Origin of the sequence: Streptomyces sp. NBC_01283 (genome assembly GCF_041435335.1) — a bacterium.
In the GTDB taxonomy this organism is placed as follows: Bacteria; Actinomycetota; Actinomycetes; order Streptomycetales; family Streptomycetaceae; genus Streptomyces.
Genome location: NZ_CP108430.1, coordinates 921,641 through 937,723 on the forward strand (window position 1 = coordinate 921,641; position 16,083 = coordinate 937,723).

At 69.9% G+C, this 16,083-nt stretch carries 17 protein-coding genes; 5 read left to right on the forward strand and 12 right to left on the reverse strand.

All coding sequences use genetic code 11. The features are described from left to right. Nucleotides 1-9 precede the first annotated feature (9 nt). Nucleotides 10-660, reverse strand: a complete 651-nt coding sequence (locus OG302_RS04315) for a TetR/AcrR family transcriptional regulator (protein ID WP_371525462.1) — start codon at nt 658-660, stop codon at nt 10-12. Between the two features lie 108 nt (nt 661-768). Between OG302_RS04315 and OG302_RS04320 the strand changes: the two genes are divergently transcribed. Beyond that, nucleotides 769-1,326, forward strand: coding sequence for a GNAT family N-acetyltransferase (locus tag OG302_RS04320; protein WP_371525463.1), 558 nt, complete (start codon nt 769-771; stop codon nt 1,324-1,326). Nucleotides 1,327-1,365: 39 nt separating this feature from the next. Here OG302_RS04320 and OG302_RS04325 read toward each other — a convergent pair whose 3' ends face one another. Continuing rightward, entirely contained in the window at nt 1,366-1,986 is a 621-nt protein-coding gene (locus OG302_RS04325; protein WP_371525464.1) for a LysE family translocator, read from the reverse strand. 111 nt (nt 1,987-2,097) lie between these two features. Here OG302_RS04325 and OG302_RS04330 point away from each other — a divergent pair, with 111 nt between their 5' ends. Next, a complete protein-coding gene (locus tag OG302_RS04330; protein WP_361830694.1) occupies nt 2,098-2,550 on the forward strand; it encodes an Lrp/AsnC family transcriptional regulator in 453 nt (150 codons plus the stop codon). 21 nt (nt 2,551-2,571) lie between these two features. Here OG302_RS04330 and OG302_RS04335 read toward each other — a convergent pair whose 3' ends face one another. Further along, a complete protein-coding gene (locus OG302_RS04335) occupies nt 2,572-3,432 on the reverse strand; it encodes a helix-turn-helix domain-containing protein (RefSeq protein ID WP_371525465.1) in 861 nt (286 codons plus the stop codon). A gap of 127 nt (nt 3,433-3,559) precedes the next feature. After that, complete coding sequence (locus OG302_RS04340) at nt 3,560-4,111, reverse strand: GNAT family N-acetyltransferase (RefSeq protein WP_371525466.1); 552 nt, start codon at nt 4,109-4,111, stop codon at nt 3,560-3,562. A 128-nt stretch (nt 4,112-4,239) separates the two neighbouring features. Here OG302_RS04340 and OG302_RS04345 point away from each other — a divergent pair, with 128 nt between their 5' ends. After that, entirely contained in the window at nt 4,240-5,067 is an 828-nt protein-coding gene (locus OG302_RS04345) for a hypothetical protein (RefSeq protein WP_371525467.1), read from the forward strand. Between the two features lie 92 nt (nt 5,068-5,159). Here the strand turns inward: OG302_RS04345 and OG302_RS04350 are convergent, their stop codons facing one another. The 8 genes from OG302_RS04350 to OG302_RS04385 all read right to left on the reverse strand — a co-directional run bounded on the left by OG302_RS04350 (nt 5,160) and on the right by OG302_RS04385 (nt 13,331). Continuing rightward, on the reverse strand, nt 5,160-6,248 hold the full coding sequence (locus tag OG302_RS04350; RefSeq protein WP_371525468.1) for a hypothetical protein: 1,089 nt from the start codon (nt 6,246-6,248) through the stop codon (nt 5,160-5,162). Between the two features lie 60 nt (nt 6,249-6,308). Continuing rightward, nucleotides 6,309-8,264, reverse strand: coding sequence for an RICIN domain-containing protein (locus tag OG302_RS04355; RefSeq protein ID WP_371525469.1), 1,956 nt, complete (start codon nt 8,262-8,264; stop codon nt 6,309-6,311). Nucleotides 8,265-8,701: 437 nt separating this feature from the next. Next, entirely contained in the window at nt 8,702-9,538 is an 837-nt protein-coding gene (locus OG302_RS04360) for an alpha/beta fold hydrolase (RefSeq protein ID WP_371525470.1), read from the reverse strand. Between the two features lie 105 nt (nt 9,539-9,643). After that, nucleotides 9,644-10,147, reverse strand: coding sequence for a GNAT family N-acetyltransferase (locus OG302_RS04365; protein ID WP_371525471.1), 504 nt, complete (start codon nt 10,145-10,147; stop codon nt 9,644-9,646). A 25-nt stretch (nt 10,148-10,172) separates the two neighbouring features. Beyond that, nucleotides 10,173-10,688 (reverse strand): hypothetical protein, encoded by a 516-nt coding sequence (locus tag OG302_RS04370; RefSeq protein ID WP_371525472.1) that lies wholly within the window; start codon nt 10,686-10,688, stop codon nt 10,173-10,175. A gap of 222 nt (nt 10,689-10,910) precedes the next feature. Then, on the reverse strand, nt 10,911-11,996 hold the full coding sequence (locus tag OG302_RS04375) for a hypothetical protein (RefSeq protein WP_371525473.1): 1,086 nt from the start codon (nt 11,994-11,996) through the stop codon (nt 10,911-10,913). A 65-nt stretch (nt 11,997-12,061) separates the two neighbouring features. Continuing rightward, nucleotides 12,062-12,559 (reverse strand): cupin domain-containing protein, encoded by a 498-nt coding sequence (locus tag OG302_RS04380; RefSeq protein WP_371525474.1) that lies wholly within the window; start codon nt 12,557-12,559, stop codon nt 12,062-12,064. A 112-nt stretch (nt 12,560-12,671) separates the two neighbouring features. Then, nucleotides 12,672-13,331: a sigma-70 family RNA polymerase sigma factor gene (locus OG302_RS04385; protein ID WP_371525475.1), complete on the reverse strand. Its 660-nt coding sequence runs from the start codon at nt 13,329-13,331 to the stop codon at nt 12,672-12,674. A gap of 78 nt (nt 13,332-13,409) precedes the next feature. On the opposite strand from OG302_RS04385, the gene OG302_RS04390 reads away from it, so the two are divergent. Continuing rightward, nucleotides 13,410-14,321: an alpha/beta fold hydrolase gene (locus tag OG302_RS04390; protein ID WP_371525476.1), complete on the forward strand. Its 912-nt coding sequence runs from the start codon at nt 13,410-13,412 to the stop codon at nt 14,319-14,321. A gap of 97 nt (nt 14,322-14,418) precedes the next feature. After that, nucleotides 14,419-16,002, forward strand: a complete 1,584-nt coding sequence (locus OG302_RS04395; protein WP_371525477.1) for an FMN-binding glutamate synthase family protein — start codon at nt 14,419-14,421, stop codon at nt 16,000-16,002. Nucleotides 16,003-16,083 lie beyond the last annotated feature (81 nt).

A 16,083-nucleotide genomic window follows, 5' to 3' on the forward strand; every position in this document is an offset into this window, starting at 1 on the left:
AGTCGTTCCTCACCGGGGCACGCCGGCCGACCCTGCCCGCGGCTCATCGGGCCGCCCGTCGCCGAGCCCCGCCACGTACGTGTCGACCATCGCGATCTGCCGCTCCGCAGGGAACTCCTGAGGCGCGAACAGTGCCTGGACGACCAGGCCCAGCACAAAGCTCTGGGCAGCGGCAGCGATGTCCTCGGGCCGGGGGCCGAGTGGCAGTTCGCCCAGCTCCTGGGCTCGCACGACGTGCCCGGACATTCGCTCGCGCGCGCGGCGGTAGCGCTCCGCGTGCTCCCGGGCCAGCTCGGGATCGGCGAGCGCCACGTCCCAGGAAGCCACCCAGATGCGGTTGCTCGCGGCGCTCTCGGCGTCCAGCGGCAGGATGTCGAGCAGCGTCGCCCGCAGCATCACCAGACCGGATGCCTCCCCGGCCCGCTCCGCCGCGGGGCGCGGGCGATCGGCCGAGCGCCGGTCGAGTACCTCCAGGGCGTGTTTCAGGAGCGCACGCTTGCTGGGGAAGTAGTGCGTGAGCAGGCCGGTGGTGGCCCCCATCTCCGCGGCGACCGCACGCAGGGTGAGGCCGCCGAAGCCATGGGCGGCGAGCACCCGCCACACCGCCTGGGAGACCTCGGTCCTGCGGGCGTCATGATCTGTTCGGGCCGGCGGAGTCATAGCCGCTAGAGTACATACCCAACGTTCGTTACGTACCTGGTGCGCGCTGTCCGGACACCCGCCCGTCCATCTGCCCGCGCCCAGCCGGACCACCGCATAGGACCCGCCATGTACGCCATACCGCTGACCGAGAATGCCGAGCTCCGCATGCTGGAGCCCTGGCAGGACGCCGAGTTCCTGGCCCACATCGACCGGGCCCGCGCCAACACCGACCCGTGGATCCCCTGGGCCTCGCGCTCCACGGACCTGGAGTCCGCCCGTGCCACCCTCCAGAACTTCGCGGACAAGCAGGCCGCCGACTCCGGACGGATCTACGGGATCTGGCGGGACGGCATCCTGATCGGCGGCGTGATGTTCGTGCAGTTCGACGCCAAGAGGGGCAACTGCGAGATCGGCGTGTGGGCCGAGCCGGCCGGTGAGGGCCACGGTCTGATCAGCGCCTCGGTCCGGCACTTGATCGCGTACGCGTTCGGCGAGCGCGGCATGCACCGCGTCGAGTGGTGGAACAGCGCCGGGAACACACGCAGCCGAGCCGTCGCCCAGCGCATGGGCATGCACCTGGACGGCACCCTGCGCGAGCAGTCGCTGTACCAGGGCGTCCGCCATGACATGGAGATCTGGTCCCTGCTCGCGCACGAGTGGCAGGGCGCGCAGGACGCCGCCTGACCCACGCACACCGGATCGCGGCCACGTGACGTGCGCGCCTCAGGCCGCGAGGCGTTCCGCGAGGAGGAGCACGCCGATCACGATCATGGCGGCGCCCGAGACGCGGGTGACGGCGCGCGCGGCCGTGGGGCGGGCCCGCAGGATGGTGCGGGCCAGTACGCCCACGCACAGGTAGATCGCCGCGCAGCTGAGCGTGTGGACCAGGCCGAGCGTGCCGATCTGGGCGGCCAGCGGCCAACTGCCGTGCGGGGCGGTGAACTGCGGCAGCAGGGCCAGGAAGAGCAGCAGCGCCTTGGGGTTGAGGCCGCTGATCCCCACCCCCTTGAGGACCCGGGCCCCCACCGCACCGCTGTCCTCCTCCTGCGAGGCGGCGCCGGCGACGGCGGGCCGGGCCAGCGTCGTGGCCCCGAGCCACACGAGGTAGAGGGCGCCGAGGACGGTCAGGGCGGTGAGGACGGACGGTGTCCGCGCCACCACCGCCGCCACCCCGGCGGCGACCACGGCGGTCAGTGCGACATAGCCGAGCAGCAGACCGCTGACGGCCGGGACCACCGACCGATCGCGGAGCCCGGCGTTGATCGCATAGGCCCAGTCCGCCCCCGGCACGAGGATGAGCAGGACTGAGACCGCCCAGAAGGCGGTGATGGAGCTGACTGCCACGACGTACTTCTCCCTCTCAAACAGGTTCTGAGTAGGAGATTAGTTCCGAAGAGCCCAAAGGTGTTTCCAAGTATTCCCGTCTGAGGGGGCACCAGTGGCAGAATCTTCCCCATGGACAATGTGGACCGGAAGATTCTTGCGGAGCTCCAGACGGACGGCCGTCTGACGGTCACGGAACTGGCGGCCCGCGTGCGGCTGAGCCTCTCCCCGTGCCACCGTCGGCTGCGGGAACTCGAACGCAGCGGGGCCATCCGCGGCTACCACGCGATCCTGGACGCGCGAGCCGTCGGTCTGAGCTTCGAGGCGCTGGTCTTCGTCACCATGCGTCAGGAGGACCGCGACACCGTCTCCGCCTTCGAGCACGCCCTCGCCGAGATCCCCGAGATCCTGCAGGCCGAGCGCCTCTTCGGGGACCCCGACTATTTGGTACGCATCGTCAGCAAGGATCTGCCCGCCTTCCAGCGGCTCTACGACGACAAGCTGGCCACCTTGCCGGGCGTGCAGCGCCTGAGCTCGACGCTCGTCATGAAGCACGTGGTGAACGAGCGCGCCCTGCCTCTGTGAACGTCGGCAGCTGACGGCTCCTCACGTCGTGGACGCGGGGTCCGCGTCCGCCCGCGGCCCCAGTGCGCCCGGCGTGCAGCCGGCGAAGGCCAGGACGTCCCGATGCAGGTGGGACTGGTCGGCGTATCCGCACACCACGGCGACCTCGGCCGCGTCGAGTCCCGTCGAAAGGCCTCGGACGGCGCGGTCGAACCGTACGAGCATCGCGGCGCGCTTGGGCGTGAGGCCCACCTGGGCGGTGAACCTCGACCACAGCCTCTTGCGGCTCCACCCGCACGACACCGCCAGGTCGCCGACCCGCACCTGGCCCCGGCGGGAGACGATGCGCTCCCAACTCACCACGACCTCCGGGTCCATCGACGGCGCCGACGCATGGCGGCGCACCAGGAAGTCGGCCAGCAGCGCGAAGCGGTCGTCCCACTCCTTGGCGGTGGTCAACTGCTCGCGAAGGCGGGGCTCATGGCGCCCCCACAGCTCTCCCAGGCTGAACACACCGCCGTGCAGGTCGGTGGGTGAGACGCCCAGGAGCGAGTAGGCGCTCACCGGGGACATGTGTACCTCCACGCAGTCCACGCGCTCCGCGCGGACGCGGACCGCCCCCGGCGACATTCCGGCGGCCAGACTCCACAGCGCCCTGCTGCCGCCGGTGTTCTCGACGACCAGAGCGTCGTCGCCGAGTTCGATGACGACCGTCAGGATCGGTTGGGGGAGGACCCGCAGGTCCAGCCCGGCCGCCGCCCGGTCGCGGAATCCGGCGATCTCCACGCCGTCGAGCGGCGCCGCGCGGCGCGGGCGCGCGACCTCCCACCCGCGCAGGCGGTCACCCTCGTAGAGGTGGTCACCTTCGTGCGGGCGGTCACCCTCGTGCAGAACAGGGTCCACGCCTTCCAAGCTACCTGCGTCCCGCTCCCCCGCCGCCCTCACCACTCGGCGAACGAGCCGTCCTCGTGGGGTTGCCGCGACTGTCGACGGTAGCGCGGCCTTGCGGCACAGTTGCCGGCCGGTCGCGTCACTCGGAAGCGAGGTGGACCGGGTGCGCGTCGAGGTCGATGGTGAAGGCCACCCGGTCGAGCCCGGGGCCGTCGTAGTCCGGCTTCATCGTCGAGACCGTGAACCCGAGCCGGGCGTGAAAGGCTTGCGACGCGGTGTTCTGCGGGCTGGTGATGCAGTGCACGTACCGGCGGCCGTGCGACCGGGCGAGTGCGAAGAAGGCCCGGTACAGGGCGCGCCCGATGCCCTGCCCGTGCAGTTGCGGGTCGACACCGACGAAGTGCACGTACGCGGCGTCGGGATCGGTCTGCGAGAGGAATCCCACCAGGAAGGCGGCGACCTTCCCTTCGTCGGGCTGTCCTCCGTCGGCCTGCCCTTCGTCACCTTCGACCAGGAAGCTGGTGGTGGTGAAGTGCTGGAAGTACAGCCTGGGCAGGAGCAGCGAACGCTCCAACGCCCCCGCCGGCCCTTTCAGACCGCCCCACCAAGTGTCCAGCACCGCGAGCACGCGCGGGTGATCCCCCTCGACAAGGTGCCGTGCCGTCAGACCACCAGGAAGAACATCGATCATCGGCGCAGTCTGTCATCGGTTCCATGAACGCCGCCAGCCAAATTCCCGGCAACTGAGCTAGGTTGACGCGGCCGATGATCGGCTGGCTTGAGACATGAGACTTGAGGCTTGAGGGGGGAGCGGAACAGGTGAACGGACGACGCGTGGTCCCGATGCTTGCGGCGGCCTCGGTGGTGATCACGGCTCTCGCGGGCTGCGGCGGGGACCCAACCCAAGCGGGGCAGGGCAACGCGTCCCCGTCCACGCCCTCACCACCCTCGCCCTCCCCCTCGCGTACGCGGGAGAGCCCCGCCCCTGAGATCCTGTCGCCCACGGGCCCGGCGACCGCACCCGGCCGCGACACCGTCGCGAACCCTCAACAGGTCTTCACCGGCCCGGAGTTGAAAAAGGCTCTCCTGCCGGACTCCACTTTCGGCCGGCATCTAAAGCGCGGCGACGAGTACACGATGGCCTTCGCGAGCAACCGCGAGCAGCGGCGGGAGCGTTGGCAGTACTGCCTGCCCGGGGCCACGAACCCGGCCTGGCTGGGCCCGGCCACCTACCGCGGCACGGAGACGGCGGCCCACACGCTGCGCGTCGTCGGCAACGAGGGCGAGGCGGTGGCCGTGCAGCATCTCGTGTCGCTGCCCGTGGCCTCGGCCCGCGACTACATGCGCCTCGAACAGGACATCAGACGACACTGCCGGTCCTTCTCCTCCGACATGGAAGCGGGCACGGCGGACGAGACCTACTCCGTGGAACCCCTGCGGGGGCTCGGCGACGAGGCGTACCTGGAGATCCACGAGATCGATTACGAAGGCAGCGTCCGCACCGAATACGCCGCCCACGTCCGCGTCGGCGGCGTACTCGTCGCAGTCATGGGCGTCGCGGGTACGGCAGACCGCGACGACACCGTCCGGTGGACCGCACACCTCGCCCGGGAGGTGGGCACCACCTTGTACGGCACAGACGTTTAACCCGCGCGGCCGGCATGGGTGATGGGCTTCGGCTGGCAGCGCAACGACTTCGTCGGCGAGGCGGACCGGTGGGTCGCGACGTCAGCAACGGCCTACTGGATGCTCCAGCGGTGCGGGTGGCCGGGATCGGTGGGGCAGGCGAAGATGTTGGCCTCGCCCGCGCGGCCCACGATGACCTTGGTGGGCGTGGCGAACGGGTGCGGGGTCAGGTCTCGTTCCTCCGTCGGCTTCCAGCTTCCGCTGCCGCCGTCCCACTCCGAGCTGTCGATGGTCAGCAGCAACTGCATGGGCGTGGTGCACGTCAGGCAGTTCATGGGGGAAGGGTCAGTGGTGTGCCAGGACGCGAAGCCGCCGACGCGCCATCCGGGTGGGATGGACAGGTCGTACTGGTAGCGGATCAGCCCGTCGTCGTCTCCGCCACCGCCCTCACCCTCGTACTCGTGCTCTTCCGTCCTCTCCTGCTCCGCCTGTTCCTCAAGTGCCGCCTCAAGCGCTTCCTCAAGAGCGTCCTCCCGGGCGTAGATCCTTTCGCACAGGTCCTCGGGCAGGAGCCCGGCGAAGGGGTACGTGACCACCTGCTCCGGCTGCAGCACGCAAGGCTCGGGCACATAGCCGTCGGAGCCGACGACTTGCGGCTGGGGCGGCGAGGCCAGCACCTCGCCGACCTCCGCCGACCTGCGCCAGCGGAGGTGGAGCAGCATGCCGTACCGGGTGGGTCCGTGTGCGTCGAACGGGCAGCAGAACACCTGGAGCAGGTCGCAGTCGTCCGGGCCCGCCGACAGGTCGGGGATGTCCCGCCGGTACAGCTGGGCAAGCGCGACCAGCGGCAGCGGATCAGTGTCGGAGAGGCCGGGGATCCGGTGCCTGCGGTCCAGTTCGTCCAGGAGTTGCCGGTCCTCCTCCGAGGGACCCCGGAACGGTGGGTGAGCCCATGCGCGGTCCAGGATCTCCCGCCTTCGGTGGATGTCCGCAGGACGCCGGCCACTCCTACGAGGATGAGCCTCGGGGCACACCGGCCACGGCTCGTCCGCCGGCCACAGCATCGGCCCACCCACGGAACTGGCCGTCACGTCGGGGCTGCCCGGCCTCGGGTGCAGCCGGGTGGTGGTGCCCCGATACGCGGCGAGCTCCGGGAAGAGCGCCTCGACGTCCAGTGGCCGGGGCGGTGTGGTCTTCGTCATGGCGCCGACTCTAAATACCCGGCGGTCTTGCCCTCGCGGCGCCCCCACGCGCGCCTGGCATCACCAACTGCCGCCAGTTGGCGCGGTCGACACCACACCCGATGGCACCTCACAGCAACCGGCTTCGGCATACCGCTCCGCGGCCTCTCCCTCCCGGGTCGAGTCCGGCGCGAACCGCTGTCCCTCGCGGTTCGCCTCCCCACTCCCCCTCTTCCCGCCCTCCACCGACCCCGGCTTCTGACGCTGCCCCTGCCCCTGCCTCTGCCTCTGCTCGTGGGGCGAGGACGGCTCACACGTCGCCGAGCCGGTGCACGCCTGGCCATCCCTGCGCGGCACATCAGGGCCGCCCTTCAGGGAGGGCTTCAAGGAAGGCTTCAGGGAGGGCTCACTCTCCCCTTTGATCGAGCGGGAATTGGGATCGGCCGTAGGAGCTGCAGGGGTCGTAGAGGCCGTCGAGGAGTCGAGCATCCAGCGCTGCTTCTTCGATCCGTCACGCACCTTGACCACGACATCCGCACCCTTGCGCTCGGAGGCGGGCGCGACCGCCAGCCGTTCGTGCCACCGGGGCAGCAACTCCCCCAGCACAGTCAGGTCGTAGCGCACCTCGTCGGCTCGCGCGGCCGAAGGTGCCGCGCACGTGCCCAGGACGATCACCCCGTCGTTCCGGTGGGAGTCGAGGCAGAGTTCGGGGCGCGTGACGCTGCTGAGCAGTCCGTTCTCGTCGTACGACCACTGCTGGCTCCCCGCGGTCGAGCACTTCGCCAGTTTCGCCTCGGCACCGGGCTTCGCCTTGCCCCGTACGTCCAGGCACAGACCCGCCGCCGCATTGCGGAGTCTGCCCTGACCGGGACTGCCGGGGTACCCCGCGGAGGTGGGCGTGGGCGTGACCGTAGGGGTGGGCGCGGAGGCTCCGGCGGAGGGCGTCTCGCCGCCAGCGCCCGGAGGAGTGTCCCGACTCCCGGTCATCCCTGTCATCCCCGTCATCCCGGTCGGGGGCTCGGTCTCGCCGCTGTTGTCGTCGCCCGACGAGAGAGTGATGACGAGTACGGTCGCGAGGAGGGCGGCGGCTCCCAGGGCCGCTCCGGTGCGCAGCGCCCCGGAGCGTGTGCGCGCCGAAGCGAACGGGCCTCCCCGCGGGGCGAGGTGTGACGCCGTACGATGCCGTCCGCCGCCGCCCGAGTGCCTGCCACCGAGGCCGGTGCCCCCTCCCGCGCGCTTCGGGGTACCCCCGCGCCCCGGCCGCGACTCCAGATAGCGACGGGCGCCCCAGCCGAGTACCGCTTCGGCGAGAAGCGTCTCCAACTCCCGCTCTACACAGCCGAGTTGATCGGCGACATCACGGCAGTGGCGGCACCCCTCCAGATGCTGCCGCGCATCGGGCAGCAAGGCGCCGCCGCGGCGAATCGTGACGTCGAGGATTCGGTTGTAAAGGGGGCATTCCTTGGTCGGCGCGAGTTCGCGGTGACCGCGGACGATACCTGCCCGGAATTGTTCACGCGCCTGCTCCAGCGCGTCGGCCGCACGGTCGGCACTCAAGCCTGACAAACCGGCGGGTATGGATATGTGTTCAGCTTCAACTACCGCATGCCACAACAGGCACTGGGCGACTCCGGGAAGAGCCCAGAAGGAGCGCGCGGCGAGTCGTCGCTTTTCGGGTGTCATGGAGGTCGCCGCCCGCATACCGCGACCACCGGTCGGTTTGCGGAGTTCCGGCATGAGGCCGGATATGCGGTCGTCGACGGTCCACTCCCTGACCGTCTCCCGCACGGTCACCAGGAGGTACGGACGCAGGGCCCCGCCCGGCTCACCACTCGCCAGGTGCCCGAGCACCTGATGGAAGGACGCCGTGGCGACAATGGACGCCGAACTCGACCGAGCGGCAAGGCAGATGGCCGCGTAGTCGTACGTCGCCTGCCAGTGCCGCGCGAGCAGGAGCGCGACGGGCCGGTCCGAATCCCCCTCCGACCGGCCACGCAGTCGAGCGGCGAGACTCGTGTCGGATTCATCGGGGTTCACACCCGGACGAGGAGGGTGAGTCGGGCGTGGGGGATGCGGGGGGTGCGGGGATTGCACAGAACCTTTTCCTTCCAAGCCGCAAGACGGCGCACGGAAATCACACCCGCCGAGATGGGGCGTCTGATTGGTGCATACCTAAGGCTCACCGAGGCAGGAAAATGGATCGACAAAACCGCGGAACCGTCCGAATGCGGCAGCCTCAAGACCTTTTGGGTCGGCGGCACGAATCCCGAACGAGAAAGGCGAGCCTGATCATTGCCTCAGCGCGAGGAAGCTCACCTTGGCACAGCCGACTCGCGGGAAACAAGAAGTTCGAGCGACTTCCATTCGGGAACGGAGAAGGACGCAGGCGTTACCTGCGGTACTCGCACCCGCTTTCGAAACCAAGCCGCTCGAACGACAAGCTCACCCCTGCCAGCCCTTTGCCCGCCCCTGCCTCACCCCTTGATGAACTCGGTGATCTGCGGGGCGAGTTTTCTCGGGGCCATGACGACGGCGCCGTGGTTGAGTCCGGGCAGGGTGCGGTGATCGGCCTGCGGCACGATCTCGGTGACGGCGAGGGCGGCACGTCGGAAGGCGGCCGGGCTCTTGCCCCCGGTCAGCACACGAGTGGGCACGGCCACCCCTTTCCACTCTTCGGCGTCGAGCGGCTTGCCTTGCTGGGTATCGCCCATCACCGCGATGTCGTAGGGCAGGGTCCGGGCCAGCTTCGTGAGGCTCGCCCATGTCTTCGGCATGAGCTTCATGACGAACACGGCGATGCCGGGCATGCCCTGCACCCTGGTCATGAAGTACTTGACGGCGTCGCTGTGCCGGCCTCCCGCAAGCAGCACGGTGATCTGTTCGGCGAGATCCGTGGGCGGCCCCTTGTCGCCTTCGGCGACCACGAACGGCGGCTCGTACAGGGCCAGTCGGTCGACATTCACTCCGGCGGCAGCCGCGCGCAGCGCGAGGACCGCCCCGGAGGACGAGCCGAACAGCGACGCCGAACCGCCCACGTGCTCGATCAAGGCGGCGATGTCCTCTATCTCGCGGTCGGGGGCGTAGAGGTCGGCGTCACCGCTGGCGCCCCGTCCGCGCCGGTCGTAGTTGACCACGGTGAAGTGCTCGGCGAGGAGAGCCGCGAGTTTGGTCGTGTCGGAACGGTCGGCCAGTGCCGAGGAGACCAGGACGACGGCCGGGCCGCTGCCCGACTGCTCGAACGCGATCTCGGTGCCGTCGGCGGAGACGACACGGTTCTCGGCTCCGGCCGACTGCTCTCGGGCTGTGGACATGTTCACTTCTCCGGTTCACGTAGGGCCGTACCGCTGTGGCGTGAGTTCCTGCCGATGAGACCCCCGCGGAGCAGGAAACTCATCGCTGCACGACCCGGCCCCGTGTCACGCCAACGAGCGCGTGAGCCAAGCCACTTCGCCACTGTCTTCCGTGGACACGCGATCCCGCTCGAACCCGAGCTTCTCAAGGACACGGAGCGACGGTGTGTTCCAGGTGCCGACGGTCGCCCAGATCCGTTTCCGCCCGGTCGCCATGGCGGCATCGAGCACCGCGCCGGCCGCCTCGGTTGCGTAGCCACACCGATGCGTGCGCTGGAACAGCTCAAACGCGATTTCGGGCTCCTCCAGGGTGGAGCGGCCGATGATCAGCCCGCAGTAGCCGATGAAGTCGCTTTCGTCGCGCCGTTGGATGGGCAGCAGGGCGATCCCCGTCGTCACCGTCGCGGCGAGCAGCTCCGCGATGGACGTCCGGATGCGCTCGACCGGAGGTGTCCCCTTGCCGCGTTCGGAGAGGAGCGCGCTGAACTCGGCGGCGTCCGACTCGGCCCAGGGCCGCAGTATCAGCCGCTCGGTCTCCAGGTGGAACGACATCGTCTCGTATGTGGACATGGGCCCTACTCTGCCCCACAGGTCCTCACGGACGACCGCTGGAGTGCCGGGGCGGCCGGTCCAGCGGCGCGGACACGGCCAGGCTCTCGTCGAGCCTCGCGACCAGGGCAGCCGTGAGGGGCGCGAAGCCGCCGGAAGCCCACCGTTCCACGGACTTCAGGAACCCTGCGAGGTCGTCCCGGACGGAGCCCAGGAGTTCGCGCAGCTCCGCCCGAGGGATGTCGACGGGGAGCCCCTCCTGACGGGCCGCGTCGGGCCACAGCCGGATGACCGCCCCCACGTGCTCGACACGCGGCTCAGGGTCATGGCCGAGCCAGGGCTCGCCGCCCTCCACCAGGTCGAGCCAGTCCCGCCAGTTCTCCAGCCCGAAGCAGCAGCCGGGCGACGCCGTGACCCCGGTGACGGTGTCGCGAACCCGCAGACCGCCGGGTGCCACTACACACTCGGCCGTCAGCAGACGGCGCACCTGTTCCCCGCCGTCACCGGCGTTGCGCTCCCCACGGGTACGACGCCCTTTGTTGTAGCTGGTCAAGACCGCCATGGCCGTACCGACCTGACGCGGCGACAGTCCACCGGACAGACTCAGAAGACGGTCCTCAACGGGTTCGGAGACAGGCCAGAGAGCAAAGTCCCTGGCCTCATAGGTCTCCAACACGGCATCCATGATCAACACACCCCCCAGTCTCCCGCGCCACCACCACGCACGCCTCCGCTTTTCCGGGGACGGCGTGACGCGTCGGGGTGGGAGCGGCGCAGTGGCGGATCACGCCAGGGTGACGCGCATGCCGCCCTCGTCCAGGGCATCGAGGACCTCGGCGAACAGGTCGTAGGGCCGGCCGGTCGGTGTCAGGGTTCGGGACAGGTGCTCGCGTGCGGTCGAGGCGTTCCGCCAGAGCAGACGTGCGGGGGCTGTGTGGCCGAAGTCGCCACCCAGGCATTCGTCGAGGGCTGACAGGCAACCTCCGAAGTAGCCGCCCGGTCCGTTGACCGCCTCGCCGAGCGCCAGGTAGAGACCCGGTTCGTCGGTGATGTGCCTGCCGTCGAGTTCGTAGGCGTGGCCGGGGGGCCGGGTGGGGCGGGCACGGCGGCAGCCCAGCTCCTGGACGAGATCGAGCCAGGCCCAGCGGCGCCGGGTGTCGAGGTCGGCCCAGGCACCCGGCGTGTCCGGGGGCCCGGCGAACCATCGTTCCCAGATGGGCCGGGCGTAGGCGGGAACGGGCGTGAAGTGCTCTCCGTCGAGCTCCAGGTCGATCAGGTCCGTTCCGTGGGCAGAGGGGCGCCAGGCGTTGACCTCGGTCCACAGGAGTCGCTCGGTGAGCAACTCGCCTTGATCGTCATGCACTTCCACCGCGACCTCCGCCAGGTCCAGAGCCCGCCGGGTGCCCTTCATCAGTGCCGCTCGTAGCCGTTCCCCCGGAACGAGCCCCCGCAGGACGAGCGGCGCCGCCTCCCGCTCGGGCGGCAGTACGAGGGCGAACTCTCGGCACGAGCCCAGCCACCGGAACCCGTCATGCACGCGAACGGGCCCTCGGAATCCCCCGGGTGGGCCTTCGCAGTCGTCGAGACCCGTGAGTACGAGGCTGTCCGTCCCGGGCAGTTGACCCAGACTCTCCGCGTCCTCGAGGAGCCAGGGACCGAGTGCCTTGTCGTCGGGCACCAACCACACCCGGCTGCCGGCCCACCCCCGCACTTCGACGCCCTCGGAGGCCCAGCCGAACAGTTCGTACATTCCGCGGCCGGGCTCCCCGAAGAGTCCTTCCACTGCGGCACATACGCCCCAGGCGCGGTCGCGCTCGGTCTCCTTCAGCGTGAACCGCCCAGAGCCGCGAGAGTCACTGTCCTCATGCACGGGCGCATCATGCCCGGACCAGGCTTCCCGGACGAAGAGCTTTTCCGCGGGGTTGGCGCGCGCGTTCACGAAGCAGCGAGCGCCTCGCGCCAGACCGGGCTGTCCACGTAGTGGTTGTCGTAACGCTCCGAGGATTCCGCGATCTTCTTCGGGTCGGTCTCACCGCGCATCACGCTGCCGAGGAGCCGCAGGTAGTCGAAGCGGGCCATGCCGGGAGTGAAGGTGAACAGGACGTCCGCCTCGCAGCCCGGGGCGGCGGCGAAGGCGTGCGGGGTGTGCGGCGGCACGGCGAGGAAGTCACCGGCGGTCAGGACGGTGATCTCGTCGCCCACCAGGACCTGGAGGGAGCCGCTGATCACGAAGAAGAGCTCCGTGGCCTTGGTGTGGAAGTGCGCGGGAGCGCCGACGGCTCCCTCGGTGAAGGTGGAGCGGTAGGTGGTGAAGCCGCCGCCCGGCCCGTCGGTGTCGGCCAGCAGGGTCATGACGCTGCTCGGGTCGGCGCTGGTCTCGGCCTCCGAGGCGCGGGTGAGGTGGGCGGCGAAGTCTGCGTTCTTGCTGTTCATGGTGGTGTCCCCTCCGGTTCCGCGGCGGTCTCTCGCCTCGTTGTGATCACCACTCTATGGCGCCGAAAGACCCTCCCCCGAGTGCAATTCAGTGCCGGAAACGAGGGTCAATTCATGCGCCTGGCCCGCTGTCGCCGAGCCGGTCTCGCTGGATCTCGTGGGCGAGAGCCCGCCGCACGGAGGCCGAGCCGGTGACCGCGGTGGCGGTCACCTTCGCGGGGACGTCGAGACGACGACTGATCTCGTCGTACGCGCCCCGGCAGCCGCCCGGCAGTTGAGTCTGATGCTCCCTCAGGTCCGCTTCGAGAAGGCGTCGCAGCTCGTCCACGTTCTGCGGCGTGAAGCGCTTCTTGCCCCGGCCCAGGGCATTCACGTAGCCGGTGCAGTGCGCGCTGTCGTCCATGGCCTCGGAGACCACCTCGGCAACGCCCCACAGGCGCCCTTCGAGCCACGGCAGGTCTCGCTGGTCGAGGTGGAGCTCCATCGGCGGCAGCCGGTCGCCGCCTGTCTTGTACTCACCGTCCGCCTTGTACTCGCCGCTCGTCTTGTACTTCGCCACCTGCTTGGAGACGGCGGGCTGACTCATGTCCGCGAGCTCGGCGATCCTTTCCTGCGTCCAGCCGAGGTCGACGAACAACTTGATCATCTCCGACCGCAGCTTCCGCATCTCCTCGCCCGCGCGGATGACCTCGTTCATTCCGGCCAGCATGCGCTCGGCCTGCCCCTCGGTCAGTACCCCGGGGCCCTCGTGAGTGTCCTCGTTACCCGCCATGGGTCGGTTATACAGCTCGGCACACCCGGCGGCATAACCGGGTTGTATAACCTGGTTATTAGTGTCAGTATCCGCGTCATGCCTCCCTACTCCTCATCCGAGTCCTCCGCGCCCGAGCCCTCCTCGTCTGTGTACACCGCGTCCGAGTACGTCGCGTCCGACGGGACCCGGCTCGCCTACCGCGTATTCGGAGCCGCACTCGACGCAGCGCATGACGACCGCGGCCCCGTCGTCTGCGTCCCCGGCGGCCCCGCCGACTCCCGCTACCTCGGCGACCTCGGTGGCCTGTCCGCACACCGGCAGCTGATCGTCCTGGACACCCGCGGCACCGGCCGGTCCGCGATTCCCGAGGACCCCTCCTCCTACCGGTGCGACCGACTCGTCGAGGACGTCGAGTCCCTGCGCGAGCACCTCGGGCTCCGCCGGATGAACCTGCTCGGCCATTCCGGCGGGGCGAACGTCGCGACGCAATACGCGGCCCGCCACCCCACCAGGGTCAGCAAGCTCGCGCTGATCGGCCCCGGCACCCGGGCCGTCGGCCTTGCCATCCCTGGTGAGATGCGGCGTGAGCTCGCGCTGTCGCGGAAGGGCGAGCCGTGGTTCCCGTCCGCGTTCGCCGCCCTGGAGGCGATCACCGAAGGCACCGGCACGGACTGGGATGCCATCAGCCCCTTCTTCTACGGCCGGTGGGACTCCGCCGCACGGCAGCACCACGCCACCAGTCAGCCGGAGAACAAGGAGGCTGTCGTCGGCTTCGCGGCCGAGGGCGCTTTCGACGCGCAGGCCACGCGTGCGGGGCTCGCCGGCTGTGCCATGCCGGTGCTGCTGCTCACCGGAGAGTTCGACATGAACAGCCCCCCGCGTGCGGTGGCCGAGTTCGCGGAGCTGTTCCGCGACGCGACGTTCGTGGTGCAGCCGGCGGCTGGGCACTATCCCTGGCTCGACGACGCCGAGCGGTTCGTGGCGGCCACGGCGGCGTTCCTGGGGTAGCCGCAGGCAGCAGGCACCCGCGCGCAGCCAGCCCGCACCCGACGACGCATTGATCACAGAAACGTGTGACCAGCTGAAATCAGGTCACACGACGTGCATGACGCGTTTCGCAACGGTGGGCCTGCTGATCGCCTGCACAGTGGGCGGTGTGCTCCTCGCCCTCCTGGCATCCCCATGGTGGTGGTTCGCCGCCGCCCCTCTCCTGGTCGTGGCGCTGACCGGTGTCTACGACCTGGCGCAGAGGCGGCACTCCGTGCTGCGGAACTACCCCGTGCTCGGCCATCTGCGGTTCCTCATGGAAACGCTCCGTCCTGAACTGCAGCAGTACTTCGTGGAGCGCAACTACGACGGCAGGCCCTACGACCGCGACACCCGCAGCATCGTCTACGAACGGGCCAAGGGGGTCGCCGCCGAGGAACCGTTCGGCAGTGAGCGCGACATGGACGCCCGCGGCTACGAGTTCCTCGTGCCGTCCATGGCGCCGGTGCCCGTGCCCGACGAGCCGCCCCGCGTCCGGATAGGCGGCCCCGACTGCACCCAGCCGTACGACATGGCCCTCCTGAACGTCTCCGCGATGAGCTTCGGCTCGCTCTCCTCCAACGCCGTGGTGGCGCTGAACACGGGTGCGGCACGCGGCGGCTTCGCCCACGACACCGGCGAGGGCGGCCTGTCCACCCATCACCTGCGGCCCGGCGGCGACCTCGTCTGGGAGATCGGCACCGGCTACTTCGGCTGCCGCACCCGTGACGGGGAGTTCGACGCGCGGCAGTTCGCCGAGAAGGCCGCCCACCCTTCCGTGCGCTGCGTGTCGCTGAAGTTGTCGCAGGGCGCGAAGCCGGGGATCGGGGGCGTCCTGCCCGGCAGCAAGGTCAACGCCGAGATCGCCTCCGTACGGGGCGTGCCCGAAGGTGAGACCGTCGTCTCGCCGCCGTACCACCGCGTCTTCTCCACCCCGCGTGAACTCGTCCGGTTCCTCGCCCGGATGCGCGAACTGACGAAGGGCAAGCCGGTGGGCTTCAAGCTGTGCCCCGGATCGCGGACCCAGTTCCTCGCCGTGTGCAAGGCCATGGCGGACGAAGGGATCACCCCGGACTTCATCGTGGTGGACGGCGCCGAGGGCGGCACGGGAGCGGCACCGCTGGAGTTCGCCGACCACCTCGGGATGCCGCTCAGCGAAGGCCTCTTCACCGTGCACAGCGCCCTGACCGGCGCGGGCCTGCGGGAGAAGATCCGCATCGGCGCCAGCGGCAAGGTCGCGACGGGCACCGACATCGTCAAGCGCCTTCTCCTGGGCGCCGATTACACCAACGCCGCCCGCGCCATGATGTTCGCCGTCGGCTGCATACAGGCCCAGCGCTGTCACACCAACCGCTGCCCGACCGGCGTCACCACCCAGGACCCGCACCGGGCCCGTGCCCTGGACGTCGTCGACAAGGCCGCGCGCGTCACGCGCTACCAACGGGCCACCGTCCACAGCGCCCTGCAGATCATGGCCGCGATGGGCGTCCGCGACACCGCGGAACTGGGCCCGCATCTGCTGCGGCGCCGCGAGGACCACGGCGAGTTCCGCTCCTACGCCGAGCTGTACGAGTGGCTGTCCCCCGGCGAACTGCTCGCGGCACCGCCGGAGAGCTGGGCCGCCGACTGGCGGGCGGCGGATCCGGACACCTTCGCCGTCTGACGACCACCTCCCTGCCGTCACCGCTCCCCTGACCGCCGCCCTTGCCCACCGTCTCGAACGTCTCGAACATTCTGAAAGGAA

Bases quoted from the DNA above. Each gene is read 5' to 3' on its own strand.
- OG302_RS04315 (WP_371525462.1), bottom strand. From the start codon at position 660: ATGACTCCGCCGGCCCGAACAGATCATGACGCCCGCAGGACCGAGGTC.
- OG302_RS04320 (WP_371525463.1), top strand. From the start codon at position 769: ATGTACGCCATACCGCTGACCGAGAATGCCGAGCTCCGCATGCTGGAG.
- OG302_RS04330 (WP_361830694.1), top strand. From the start codon at position 2,098: ATGGACAATGTGGACCGGAAGATTCTTGCGGAGCTCCAGACGGACGGC.
- OG302_RS04340 (WP_371525466.1), bottom strand. From the start codon at position 4,111: ATGATCGATGTTCTTCCTGGTGGTCTGACGGCACGGCACCTTGTCGAG.
- OG302_RS04350 (WP_371525468.1), bottom strand. From the start codon at position 6,248: ATGACGAAGACCACACCGCCCCGGCCACTGGACGTCGAGGCGCTCTTC.
- OG302_RS04360 (WP_371525470.1), bottom strand. From the start codon at position 9,538: ATGTCCACAGCCCGAGAGCAGTCGGCCGGAGCCGAGAACCGTGTCGTC.
- OG302_RS04365 (WP_371525471.1), bottom strand. From the start codon at position 10,147: ATGTCCACATACGAGACGATGTCGTTCCACCTGGAGACCGAGCGGCTG.
- OG302_RS04370 (WP_371525472.1), bottom strand. From the start codon at position 10,688: ATGGCGGTCTTGACCAGCTACAACAAAGGGCGTCGTACCCGTGGGGAG.
- OG302_RS04380 (WP_371525474.1), bottom strand. From the start codon at position 12,559: ATGAACAGCAAGAACGCAGACTTCGCCGCCCACCTCACCCGCGCCTCG.
- OG302_RS04385 (WP_371525475.1), bottom strand. From the start codon at position 13,331: ATGGCGGGTAACGAGGACACTCACGAGGGCCCCGGGGTACTGACCGAG.
- OG302_RS04390 (WP_371525476.1), top strand. From the start codon at position 13,410: ATGCCTCCCTACTCCTCATCCGAGTCCTCCGCGCCCGAGCCCTCCTCG.
- OG302_RS04395 (WP_371525477.1), top strand. From the start codon at position 14,419: ATGACGCGTTTCGCAACGGTGGGCCTGCTGATCGCCTGCACAGTGGGC.